Annotated in this window: 9 protein-coding genes; 4 read left to right on the top strand and 5 right to left on the bottom strand. The window is 63.4% G+C overall.

What is annotated here, in order from left to right; all coding sequences use genetic code 11:
- Positions 1 to 90: 90 nt before the first annotated feature.
- The 3 genes from HY019_RS04045 to HY019_RS04055 are packed head-to-tail and all read right to left on the bottom strand — an operon-like array spanning position 91 to position 5,614.
- Entirely contained in the window at positions 91 to 1,143 is a 1,053-nt protein-coding gene (locus tag HY019_RS04045; protein ID WP_290688536.1) for an Imm72 family immunity protein, read from the bottom strand.
- On the bottom strand, positions 1,140 to 2,573 hold the full coding sequence (locus tag HY019_RS04050) for a hypothetical protein (RefSeq protein WP_290688538.1): 1,434 nt from the start codon (positions 2,571 to 2,573) through the stop codon (positions 1,140 to 1,142). Before HY019_RS04050 ends, HY019_RS04045 begins: the two co-directional genes overlap by 4 nt.
- Entirely contained in the window at positions 2,570 to 5,614 is a 3,045-nt protein-coding gene (locus HY019_RS04055; RefSeq protein ID WP_290688540.1) for a type VI secretion system Vgr family protein, read from the bottom strand. Before HY019_RS04055 ends, HY019_RS04050 begins: the two co-directional genes overlap by 4 nt.
- A 149-nt stretch (positions 5,615 to 5,763) precedes the next feature.
- On the opposite strand from HY019_RS04055, the gene HY019_RS04060 reads away from it, so the two are divergent.
- Positions 5,764 to 6,663: a DMT family transporter gene (locus HY019_RS04060; RefSeq protein ID WP_290688542.1), complete on the top strand. Its 900-nt coding sequence runs from the start codon at positions 5,764 to 5,766 to the stop codon at positions 6,661 to 6,663.
- Positions 6,664 to 6,666: 3 nt separating this feature from the next.
- On the opposite strand, the gene HY019_RS04065 is transcribed toward HY019_RS04060, so the two are convergent.
- Together HY019_RS04065 and HY019_RS04070 are read right to left on the bottom strand one after the other, a co-directional pair.
- Positions 6,667 to 8,481: a phosphodiesterase gene (locus HY019_RS04065; RefSeq protein ID WP_290688544.1), complete on the bottom strand. Its 1,815-nt coding sequence runs from the start codon at positions 8,479 to 8,481 to the stop codon at positions 6,667 to 6,669.
- Positions 8,482 to 8,605: 124 nt separating this feature from the next.
- Positions 8,606 to 9,760 carry an acyl-CoA dehydrogenase family protein gene (locus HY019_RS04070; protein ID WP_290688546.1) on the bottom strand — a complete coding sequence of 385 codons (1,155 nt, stop codon included), beginning with the start codon at positions 9,758 to 9,760 and terminating at the stop codon, positions 8,606 to 8,608.
- A gap of 165 nt (positions 9,761 to 9,925) precedes the next feature.
- Between HY019_RS04070 and HY019_RS04075 the strand changes: the two genes are divergently transcribed.
- From HY019_RS04075 to HY019_RS04085, 3 genes are all read left to right on the top strand, one after another.
- Complete coding sequence (locus HY019_RS04075) at positions 9,926 to 10,804, top strand: SDR family oxidoreductase (RefSeq protein WP_290688548.1); 879 nt, start codon at positions 9,926 to 9,928, stop codon at positions 10,802 to 10,804.
- 115 nt (positions 10,805 to 10,919) lie between these two features.
- Positions 10,920 to 11,672 carry a hypothetical protein gene (locus tag HY019_RS04080; protein WP_290688550.1) on the top strand — a complete coding sequence of 251 codons (753 nt, stop codon included), beginning with the start codon at positions 10,920 to 10,922 and terminating at the stop codon, positions 11,670 to 11,672.
- 153 nt (positions 11,673 to 11,825) lie between these two features.
- Positions 11,826 to 12,527, top strand: a complete 702-nt coding sequence (locus HY019_RS04085; RefSeq protein WP_290688552.1) for an START domain-containing protein — start codon at positions 11,826 to 11,828, stop codon at positions 12,525 to 12,527.
- Positions 12,528 to 12,537: the final 10 nt, after the last annotated feature.

The following is a 12,537-nucleotide window of genomic DNA, read 5'->3' on the forward strand; positions in this document are numbered from 1 at the left end:
CACATCTCCCTTGTTGCACGTGACATGCTGGCCCAAGTCATCGCGAGATGCCCAGCGTCCGGCCAGTGGCGCCGCCCAGGAGCGCCTGATCTATTGAGGCAAGTCCAATGACCAAATGGTCTCACCGTAGTCTGACTCCACGCGAGGCATGATCTCACCCTGCTCAAAATGGCGTTGTGCTTCAGCAGCTGGGGTGAACCACCATCCCGTACGTGGACAAGGCTGACCTGCCGGGCAGCGTAGGCGCGCCGACGGAGAGGCCGCGACACCGGCCTGATCAGCCTCGACATCGTCAACCGGCAAGCGGTATAAAACCTCCTCGGCGGGTACAGAGCCATCTCGATAGCGGGTGTCTTCCCACAGGAGTCGCCAAAAAATGCTGCTCGTTTGCATGGTCTGCTGGGTTGCAGCCAATGGTCCAAACTCAGGGCTCGCGTTCATCACAGGCACTTGCCCCTTGATGAAGTACTCCATTCCGCCAACGATTCGCCCATTGCAATCCACTTGTTCGTAGATGCCATCTTTTGGAGCGTGCTTACCCTGGGAGAAATACACATCCCACAAAGGTTCTGGGAGACTTGTGTTCAAGCCTTGCTGTCGCAACTGAGCAAGAAAACCTCTGATACCAGGTCGAGACTGGCGCAGCGCGTAATAACTCACGCCGTGTCCTGAAGCCATCGCGGCATCGTGCGCCCGGTAGTAGCGCTCAACCAACTGCAATGGCCATCCTTGCACGCGAGCAATTTCATCTGCCTTGCCCCACCATTCGTATCGGCGCTGAACCAGCCCGGTGTTGACTTTGTTCAGCCATCCTTCTGATGAGGTCTGGCTGAAGACGCTACGGTCACCGGAACGCAACGCGGCCAGGCCACGCTCGTAATTGACTTGGTCGTCAGCGATGTACTTGTACGTTTGGATGTCTGACTCATACGGACTATCCTGGGACCGAAGCCACCCTTCAAAGTCTTGCGCGAACTCACTCCACAAGCGTGCGTTATCTGCAATAGCGGTATAGGAAGTATTTCGCTTGAGCCACCAAAACAATGCTTGACGCTCTCCGTCATCAGGCTGCACAAAAGATGCCGGACCATTAGGTCGCAGGGGGGGCTTTGTCCCACCAAAAAGCGTTGGAATGAACTTCATTTTCTCGCGCCTTGCCCTGCATAGCGTTTACTTTGATCTTCGTCGTTTGCAAGGCGCTCCGCACGAGCCGCCCCGGCAAGCTTCACATTGCCTGCGGCATAGCCCACACCTTCCAAGTCAGTCCAGCCAGTCTTACCACTGCGCACAATCCATTCAACGGCATTTTGAAAACCGTCGGACCATGAAGCCAAGTTGAGTTGTGTCATGCCACCGGGCAAATACTGACCTGAATTCTTTATTCCAAACTGCTCGGCAGCTTTACCCTCCCAAGCGTTGACCACATGCCCAGGCTTGACCCGACAAATACTAAATCTACCATTGACGCTGAACTCCTCCAACACGGCAAGCAACTCACGCCATTGCTTGCCATTCTTCAAGACTTCCCTCCAGTTAACCTCAGTCACGCCGTGCGGCAAACGGACCCACCACGCACCATTGATGGTTTTGGAATCCTCTAAGTGAATGCGCAGCAAGTATTCACCTTCCTTGACCGTGCTGGCCTTTATGGCTCCTGAATATGCAGCGATCGCGGTATAGGCCTCTTTTTCCAGGGCGGTAGGCCCCTTGCCATACATCAGATCGGGATAACCATCCTTGAACGTATAGATCCTGGCGATCGCATCTCTATCTGCTTGAGTTGCTCTGTCGCCAGCTCGCGCAGGGTTTTGCTTCCAACCGCCATGAGCACTTGCCTTGGCTGAAACTTGACTCTCTTCAGCCAGCCTTGCTTCCGCCTCGCGAGTTATCGTCTTGGTCCCTGGCACAGCCGTATGCCACTCACCGCGATACACCAATTGCTGCAATCGCTGAAGACGCGCATGCAACTCTTTGACGCCCTCCGGGATTCTCTTGGCACCAGCTTCCTTCAGCTTCTTGAAGCCTGCGATCCATCCATCCAATCGCGCCACCATGGATGTCGGAAGCACGCCACCCATCTTCAACTTGATGCGAGCCATTACCGCAATCATGGTGTCCACAAATGCGTTGAAACGCTGTAGCACTTGGCCTTGGTACTTCAGAACATCAAGTTCTTTGAGCCACTTCACTGCATTGCCATGTCCGACGCGATTCAGGAAAGTGATGACCTCCTCCAACACCTTCGCGTCTTTGGCTACATCAGCTGTCACACGAAGCGCCAAACGCCCAACACCTTTGATAACACCACCAATCACCGGAATCAGCGCAAATACGAAAATGACGAGCAACAGCCATTGCATCTTGTCTTCGCGCTTTTTCTCGTCACCAGCCAACCCCAAAGAAATGGCGATCAGGTCTCGCGCGGCGGTCACATCGCCTACCAACGGCACCATGCCAATGGCGGCATCCGTGATGATCTGACTGAGATCCATTTTCTCGTTAAACGCGCCTTGGACCGTGCCCCACATCCAGTCCATCACGTCCAGGGCTATGCGCTTGGCTTCCGTACTCATGCCTGAGCCCCCCTGCGGCGTTCAATCAATTGATCGAGTTCTGACTCGGTCGGCTGGTCTGATAACTTGGCAGGATTGTCTGCAGCATCAAGCCTGCTCCAAGCGCGCCCATCAGGTTCAAAGCGAACCTCGACTGGCCCTGGAGGAACGGCGCTGAGCTCGACCTTACCGCTCGCATCCGTTACACCACGGCGAACACTGCCATCGCCCAACTTGGCCTCATACCTAGCAGCCTGAACAGACTCCCCATCGTGATACTCCCGCGTCACGATCACATCTTGCGGAGGAATACTGGACGCACCGGTCGGCAACGCCATCAAACTAGCCGAGCCCCCGCCCCCACTCCCCCACGCGTGCGCAGCCCCCTTTACCGTCCACGTCCCCGGGCAAGTGAAGGTGATGTCGCCGCCCTTGATCACGATCTGGCTCTGGCCTGCGGTGAGGGTGATGCTGTCGCTGGCCTGGATGCGGATTTCATCCGTGGTGCTTTGAACCGTCAGGTCCTTGTCTGACCAGATCTGCTGGGCATCGGTGTGGGCGCGCAGGCTCAGTGCCGCGTTGGCGGTGATGGCCTTGATGCCGCCCGAGTGGGTGTAGAGGCTGGTGGTCTGGCCGCTGACGCTGCTGAGGGTGTGCGTGCTGGTGAGCTGGGCGTCGCCTTGCGTGGTCAGGCTGGTGTCCTGGCCGCTGAACAGGCTGAAGCTGGTGGGGGTCACGAAGGCCGCGGTGGCGGGGGTGTCCACGTGCAGCAGCGGCTTGGCGAAGCGCTCGACGGGGTCACTCAAGGTGCGGCCCTTGGCTTTCCTGGCTTCGTGACCTTGCACGGCGCCGCTGTACTTGCCTTGGGCTTGTGGGTCCATGGCATCGGCGTGTTGTTGCAAGGCTTGCTGACCGTCGTGGCTGGCCAGGCCTTGGGCACCCTGCTGGCGAGCACTTTGGCTCAAGGCATCACCCAGCTGGCGTGCGGCCTTGAGTTGGCCCACGGCTTCGGCGGCATCCATCTGGGTGCTGTTGACGCTGGCGCCTTGCCCGCTGCGGGCGGTGGTGCTCATGAACAGGCCTTCGCCCGCGCGCAGCGTGGCCCAGCCGTCGGTGTGGCCGTAGAAGCCTTCACCCAGCCACTGGCCGCGCTGGGCGTTGCCACTGCCGCCCTGCCCGCTTTGCTGGATGATGCGGCCCAGGGTCAGCTCGTTCCAGCCGGTGGCGGCGCTGTGGCTGGCCAGGCGCATGCGCAGCTGGCCAGTGGCGTCGTCCACCAGCCATTGGTTGGCGCCTTGGTCATCAAGATGCGGGTGGTGCCAGCCGGAGACGGTGCCAGGGTGGTTGGCGCCCGCGTCCACGCCTGCGGGCCAGGGCAGATCGTGCTGGCCGTTGTGCAACTGGCCCACCACCACGGGGCGGTCGATGTCACCGTCAAGCCAGTCCACCAGCACTTCGGTGCCGGCACGGGGTGTGAAGACGGCGCCCCAGTTGGGGCCGGCCACGCCTTGGGCCACGCGCACCCAGGTGCCGCTTTGTGCATTGCCGGGGGCATGGCCGGTGTCGGCACCAGACAAGGTCTGGGGGGCGCTGAGGGCGCCGGCCAGCGGGGCCTGGCCGCGTTGCCAGGCGAACTGGATGCGGATGCGGTTATCGCGGTCTGTGGTCAGCGGTTCGCCTTCGTTGGCCATGACCACGGCGGTTTGCAGGCCGGGGGCCGTGGGTTGCCGCTGCGGCATGGGCACCAGGCGGGCCACGGCGGGCACGGCGTCAAACCGGTTGCGGTAGCTGCCTTGCTCCACGTCCGTGCTTTGCAGGATCTGCGCGGCCTGGCTGCCCAGGTTGTTGGCGGCTTCGTGCGTGATGCGGGTGGCGCAGAACGCGTTGTCTGCGCCGATGCCAAGACTGGACGAATACAGGCTGTGTTCGGTCAGCTGGAAGGTGGCCGCAGGACGCAGGGCGCGCACGGCGCTTTGGCCGCTTGCATGCACCTGATCCAGTTGGTGCGCGGCCATGAGCGCCTGGGCACGGGCGTCTGCCGTCTGGCTGCTGGCGGGCTGGGCGGTGCCCACGCGGCCGTCTGTAAAGCGGCGCTCGCCCTGGCCGATGTAGTGCTCCAGCACAGGCTGCTGGCCCAGTGCGATGTCAGCCCCGCTGCTCGCGCTGACACCGGCCAGTTGGCGCTCGTCCCAGGCGGCCAATGTCACGGCGTTGGTGCCGACATGCTGACCCACGCTCCAGGCCGTGATCGTGTCTTGCGCGAAACCTGCCCCCAAGCCGGAAGCCAGGCCAGAGAGCCCCACTGCACCCGCCACGCTGGCGAGCAAGCCGCCGCCCGCGCCACCGCGCAGGTCCGGCTTGCCAAAGCGCAAGGCGCCCAGGTCAGGCCGCGGTGCGTTCTGGTCGAAGATCACCAAGGTGTGTTTGGCCGCACGCGGCCCCGCCACGGCGCCTTCGGCCACGCCGTCATGCTCCAGGCGCCAGCTCCAGCCTTCGCGGGCCATGAGGCGGGTCACGAACTGCCAGTCGGTCTCGCGGAACTGCGTGGTGATCTCGTGCACCGGCCCCGGGTCGGCCACGTCCAGCTTGAAGTGGGCCTGGGGGTAGGCCGAGAGCACGCTGCTGATGATGTCGACGCTGGTGGCATCCTGGAAGATGCGGCTGTCGCGGCGTTGTTTGAGCCAGTGCGTGAAGCCGTACAGGGTGATGCGGAACGCGCCCGCGCCACCATCGCTGCCCAGTTGGGCCACCTGGCCGGCGTAACCGTGCCAGTTGCGCCAGCTGCCATCGGCCTGCATCAAACGCAGGGTGACTTGCTCGCCGGTCAGGGCCTTGAGCTCCAGAAAGGCGCTGGTGCTGATGCAGTCGATCTCGGCGTGCAGGGGCTCGTCGGCGTGCACGGCCTCGGTCAACTGGAAGCGCGAGACCACCAGCGTGCCCGATGCCATGGCGGATTCAAGCTGGATCAGGCGCGTGGCCTGGCCAATGCCCAACGCGGCTTTGAGGCGGGACAGCAGTTCAGCATCCAGGCCGGATAGGCCACCTGAAAGCGGGAAATTCATGACAACTCACCTGACGGACTTTTTAGGTATAGCTTTTGATTGTCCATGGAGCCCACGAGCCGCCCCGCCCCGCTTGCGAGGGGATATTGCAAGCAGTTGTATCCCCCCACGCCAGACGGTGCTTCAGGGTGGCGGCTAGACTGGCCGCCATGTCTGCTGCAGCCACCCAACCGTCTCCCCATCCATCTGTGTTGCAAGGCTACCTGGCCGCACTGGGTACGGTGTTCATCTGGGCAGGCTTCATCCTGATCTCGCGCCTGGGCGGCAAGACCTCGCTGACGGGCTGGGATATCGTGGCGCTGCGCCTGGGCACGGCCTCGCTGTTTCTGCTGCCCTTCTCGCTCAACTTCCCGGCAGGCACCTGGCGCGACAAGCGCATGTGGACCATGGCCTTGACGGGTGGCCTGATCTTTCTGGTGCTGGTTTATGCGGGTTTCAAGCGCGCGCCGGCAGCCCATGGCGGCATCCTGCTACCGGGCATGCAGCCCTTTCTGGTCACGGCCCTCGCCTGGTTGCTGATGGGCGCCCGGCCCTCGCGTTTGCGGCTTTTCGGTCTGATCCCGATTGCGGCGGGCGTGGCTTGCGTGGCCATGCCGCAGATCCTGGGCGCCCACGAGGGCCCGAGCACCCTGGCGGGTGACGCCTTGCTGTTGGGTGGCTCGCTGGCCTGGGCGATCTACAGTGTGCTGGTCAAGAAGTGGGCGGTCGATGCCTGGTTGCTCACGCGCTTTGTGGCGCTGGCGTCCTGCCTGGTGTTCATGCCGGTGTACCTGGCTTTCCTGCCCAAGGGCCTCGACCAGGTACCGATGTCGATGCTGCTGTTGCAGGGGCTGTATCAGGGCCTGGGGCCGACCATCGTGGCCATGCTGCTGTTCTTGCGCGCGGTGGCCATCCTGGGTGCCGAGCGCACAGGGGCCATGGTGGCGCTGGTGCCCGTCATGGCGGGACTGGGGGCCGTGCCGCTGCTGGGTGAGCCACTCACCGGCTGGTTGATTGCCGGTCTGCTGCTGGTGTCGGGCGGGGCCTTCTTGTCGGCCCGCTTGAAGTAGGCCTCAGCCCACGCACTGATCGACGTAGATCCCGGTCGCCAGTTGCTTGGCCTTGTGCTTGGCTGCGGCGGCGGCGGTTGCCACTGACTCGGCACGCGTGAAATCGCCAGGCGAGACGCGCATCACGCCCGCGGACAGCGTGGTCATCGGGAAGAAGCGCTGAACGCCATCGCGGTCCTCCGCCTCGATGCCACCGCGATCACGTGCGGCCTCGTCAAAGAGCTGGCAGGCTGCGGCGTTGAAAGCGGCCACGGCGGCCTCGATGCGCGGCAACCAGTCCTCACTCTGGAACAGGATGACGAAGTCATCGCCGCCGACATGGCCGATGAAATCGCGCCGCACATCGCAATGCGCCACCAGGGTGTTGGACAGCAGGCGGATCATCTCGTCACCACGCCAGTAGCCGTAGTAATCGTTGAAAGGCTTGAAGTGGTTGAGGTCGGCGTAGCAGGCCACGAACGAAGCCCCACTGCCAAGCAAACGCGCGATGTGCATCGTCAGCGGGATGTTGCCGGGCAGGAAGGTCAAGGGGTTGGCATGGCGTGCGGCCTCGATGCGCAACTCGGTCACCGCCCGCACCAGGCGCTCGCCGGTGCCCATGCCGAGGTACAGCCCATCCTTGGTGAGGATGAAGCCTTCGGTCAGGTAACGCTGGTCTTCCGAGGTCAACACATCAGTGAGTTCATCCAGGCCGATGTGCGCCTCCAGCTGCATGGGCTGCGTGTTGGCGAACAGCAGGCAGGACTTGTGGTCGTACAACTCTTTGAAGTAGGCCTTGGCGTAGTGGTTGAAGAAGGCTTGCCGGTTGATGAGACCGATGGGCTTGCCTTCCTTGACCACAGCCAGGGCCTTGAGCGTCTCGTCATCCTGAAAGCGCTGGGCCACCTGCCGGTGTGTGGCCTCGGCGTGCAGCGGCGTCACACGCACCATGATCTCGCCCACCGTGAAGTCACTGCGCCCGCTGCGTGTCTTGCTGGGCAGCACCGATATCTCGCTGCTGGCGATCACGTCCCGGGCTGCGGGCAGCAGGCTGCACACCAGATCGGCCTGGGGGCGCCCCAGCAGGTAGCCCTGCCCCAGCTCGATGCCGAGGTCACGCAACACGCGCAGCTCTTCTGGGGTCTCCAGGCCCTCGGCCACCATCTGCGTGCCGAAGGTCTCGGCGATGCGCTTGAGCGCGGTGATGGTCTGCACCTTGTCCGGGTGCGAGGAGATGTCCTTGGCGAAGTACTTGTCGATCTTGACGTAGTCCGGCTTGAGCTCGGCCCACAGGCGCAGGCTGGATCGGCCATCACCAAAATCGTCGAGTGCCAGTTGCACGCCGTATTGCCGAAGGGCCCCCACCGCTTGCTGAAGGCGAGGCAGGTTCTCGACGCGCTCGTGCTCGGTGAGCTCCACCACCAGGCGCGCGGTGGCGATCCGGTGGTCCTTGATCAGGCCCAGAATGCCGTGGGCCACCGGGTGCGCCATCAAGGCCGCCAGCGAGCTGGCGCTGAGGTTGACCAGCAGGCGCCCCTGCATGCCTTGCCTGGCCCAGTTCATCAAGGCCAGCTTGACGCAGTGCACTTCCAGATCGAAGTTGACGTCTTGTTCGCGGGCGGCGGCGAACAGCGCATCAGGCGCGCCCAGCGCGTGCCCCTTGGGGCCCCGGACCAGGGCCTCGTACCCGAACACCTCGCCATCGTGCAGACGGCCCAGTGGCTGAAAGTGCGTGGTCAGCAGACCGCAGGCCATGATGTCCTGCACAGTCATCAACTGAAGGTCGGCGCAACCTTCAGTGTCTTGCCCATAGGCTGTGTAATGCGCCGAAACCGTCATGCTTGCTCCCGAGGTGATGCGGCCTTATCGGAGGCATCACTCGGGCACTTGAATGAACTTTTTATGACAGTTCAGGGCATTGCGGACAGCCCGCTGCAGCGCTCACCCACCGATCACAAGCCGGTCACAAGCCCATCTGCTTGGAGATGATCTCGTTCATGATTTCGTGCGTGCCGCCACCGATCGACAGGATGCGGTTGTCGCGGTACAGGCGCTCGACCACGGACTCGCGCATATAGCCCATGCCGCCGAAGATCTGCACGGCTTCATAGGTCACGAAATCGGCCACATCAGTGGCGAAGTTCTTGGCCATGGACACCTCCTGGATGGCCGTCTTGCCTGCCTGCATGCGGGCCGCCACGCGGTAGGCGTATTCGCGGGCCACGTCCACCTTGGTGGCCATCTCGGCCAGCTTGTGACGGATGACCTGGTGTTTGCTCAAGGGCTTGCCGAAGGCGACGCGGTCCTTGACGTAGTCCATGCAGGCTTCCAGGGCCATCTGCGCGGTCATGTAGGCCATCACGGCCAGGGCCAGGCGCTCGGCCTGGAAGTTGGCCATGATCAGCATGAAGCCGGCGTTCTCGGGGCCGATCAGGTTGCCCACAGGCACGCGCACATCTTCAAAGAACAGCTCGGCGGTGTCCGAGGCCCACCAGCCCATCTTCTGCAGATTGCGCCCGACGGTGAAGCCTGGCGTGCCCTTTTCGATCAGCAGCAGGGACACGCCGGCATAACCTTCGCCGCCCGTGCGCACGGCCACGGTGTAGTAGTCGGCGCGCACGCCAGAGGTGATGAAAGTCTTGGAGCCGTTGACGACGTAGTGGTCGCCATCGCGCACGGCCCGGGTACGCAGGTTGGCCACGTCGGAGCCGCCACCTGGCTCGGTGATGGCCAGCGCGGCGATCTTGTCACCGGCCAGCACGGCGGGCACCACGCGCTGCTGCACCTCGGGCGATGCGCCGCGCCACACAGGTGGGATGCCGATGTCCAGCGAGCCCAGGCTGGCCACCAGGCCACCCGAGGTGCTGCGCATCAGCTCTTCACTCACAGCCAGCTTCAGGAAGACGTCATCGGGGCTGCTGCCACCCAGGTGTTCCGGATGGCCGATACCCAGGATACCCAGGTCGCCCGCCTTCTTGTACAACTCGCGGGGGAAGGTGCCGTCCTCTTCCCATTGCGCAATGTGGGGTTTGATTTCCTGCTCGACAAAGCGGCGCGCGGTGGCGCGGGCCATGTCATGGGTCTCGTTGAAGTACGACACGAAGGGGCTGGCACTCATGGGATGTCTCCTGTGACGGTTGCCGTCTAGGGGCAACCCTGTTTGCATGCCCAATACTACAATCAATTTACCAAGACGACCACCAATTGACGTAAACGTAAGGCGCCGCTAAAGTCGGCACCATCCGTTTTCCATACCATCCAGATTCCGAGGACGACACCCATCATGAGCGCGCAACAGCATTACGACAGCATCTTCCGCCCCGGCCTGTTCGCCGGCCAGGTCCATGTGGTCACCGGTGGCGGCAGCGGCATCGGCCGTTGCGTGGCGCACGAGCTGGCGTCCCTGGGCGCCACGGTGGTCATCACGGGCCGCAATGAAGAGAAGCTGGCGCGCGTGGTCGCCGAGATCACCGAAGATGGCGGCAAAGCCGATTCAGCCGCCTTCGACATCCGCGATGAAGACCAGGTCAAGGCGGCGGTGGCGGCCATCGTGGCCAAGCACGGCCAGATCCACGGCCTGGTGAACAACGCGGGCGGGCAGTTCCCCTCGCCGGTGTCGGCCATCTCCAAGCGCGGCTTTGAAGCGGTCGTGGCCAACAACCTGACCGGCGGTTTTTTGATGATGCGCGAGGCCTACAACCAGAGCATGGCCAAACACGGCGGCTCGGTGGTGAACATGACGGCCGACATGTGGAACGGCATGCCCGGCATGGCGCACTCGGGCGCAGCACGTGCCGGCATGGCCAACCTGACCAAGACGGCGGCCTACGAATGGGCGGCATCGCATGTGCGCGTCAATGCCGTGGCGCCTGGCTGGATCGCCTCCAGCGGCATGGACGCCTATGGCCCGGCCATGGCCCCCATGATCCGCGTGCTGAAAGACAACCTGCCCGCCAAGCGCCTGGGGCTGGAGGCCGAAGTGTCCTCGGTGATCTGCTTCCTGTTGAGCCCGGGTGCGTCCTTCGTCACCGGCATCACCGTGGCCATTGACGGCGGCGCGCCGCTGCACAGCCCGGTCATGCCCACGGCCAACCACGCGGGCGCCCCCAGCTACGACGGCTTCCACCGCTCGTCGGTGCCCAAGGTCTTGCAGGACCTGTGATCGACTGCTACCAGCGCCCCGTCGGCAGCCGTCAGCAAGACCGCACGCCCGTCAGGTGAATGGCGGGCTCTCTAGAATCGGTCGCACCGTTGTCTGACTTTCGCAGTGGGGTGTCATGTCGATTCGCCTGGCGGCCTTGACCCTGGCCCTGATCCTGTTGTGTGCACAAGCCGAAGCCGCCCGTGTGATCGGCTATGTGCGTGACACCGCCACGCAGCGCTACCTCTACACCGAGGTGCATGAACAGAACCTGGCGCCGGATGGTGCCGTGCAGACCGGCGTCACCACGTACTTCGATGCCCAGGGCCGCGAGATCGCCCGCAAGACGCTGGACTACCGAAGCAACCGCACGGTGCCCATCTACCGCATGGACATCCCGGCCGTGCGTTATGCCGAAGGCATCAGCAGCAACAGCCCGCAGGCCCTGGTGTTCAAACGCGATGGCGACAAGGAAGAGCGCAAGGCCCTGCCGCTGGACGACGGCCTTGTCGCCGCAGACGCTGGTTTCAACCAGTTGCTGCAAGACCAGCTGGACACGATCCGCAAGGGGGAGACCGTCAAGTTCGGGCTGATCGTGGCGGGGCACACCAACCGCTATGGATTCAGGGCGAAGAAAGTGGACGAACAGCGGGTCGATGGGCAAACGGTGCTGCGCGTGCTGGTCGAGCCCGACTCCTTGCTGCGTCTGGTGGTGCCGGCCATTGCCCTGAGTTATGACCTCAAGACCAGGCGGCTGCTGAGTTACCAGGGCGTGTCCAACATCATCGACCCGGACACCAGCAAGGTCTACAAGCTCATCAGCATCAGCTATGGCGGCGTGCCGCCGGCTGACGCACGCCTGCCGGCCATCGCCGTCGAGGCCCGCTGAGGGCTTGCGAAACGGCGCAAGGGGGCTGGATGCGGCACGCGTCGCCAAAAGTCCCCCTGCAGCGGCCGCCTTTTGCGCGGGCTCAAACCCCGGGGCCTTGCGCGACTTAAGCTGCGCGGACCCGGGGCCCCACCCTCGGGATGGAGACACCCCATGGCCACCACCTTGCGCACGATGATCTCGGCAATCAGCCTCGCCTGCCTGGCCCTGCCCGCGCACGCTGGCAACGAGTGGGAGCCAGTCCGGCAAGGCCAGGGGCGTGAAGACATCAGCACCTGGGTGCGCAGCGTGGATGGCATGGCCGTCAAGGCCTTCAAGGGCGTGACCGAGGTGCACCAGACCACCTTGACCGTGCTGGCGCTGCTGGCCGACATCCCCGGCCTGAGCAACTGGGTGTACCAATGCCAAAGCGGTGTCCAGCCCGACAAGTACAGCGCCGACCACACCTACGCGCGCTTCAAGGGCATCTGGCCCGCGTCCGACCGCGATGTGCTGTTCCGCTCGACCGTGACGCAACAAGCCGATGGCTCGGTGTTGGTGGATTCACAGCAGGTGGAGGGCTACCCGCCGCAAGACGGCTTCGTGCGCATGCCCTATCTGCACAACACCTTCCGCCTGGTGCCGCTCAAGGGCCAGTGGACGCGGGTGGAATTTGAAACGCAGGTTGACCTGGGTGGCCTGGTGCCCACCTGGCTCGCCAACGCGGTGTCAACCAAGGCGCCACTGGTGACGCTGGAGGGGCTCAAGGCGCAAGTGGGCCAGGCCCGCTATCAGATCAAGTCGGTTCAGGAGCTGCCTACCTACTATCACACGGGCAAGCTCATCGACTTGCCCGCATCGCACCTGCAGCCTTGAAGCACCTGCA

The organism is Aquabacterium sp. (assembly GCF_016195855.1).
Classification (GTDB): Bacteria; Pseudomonadota; Gammaproteobacteria; order Burkholderiales; family Burkholderiaceae_C; genus Aquabacterium.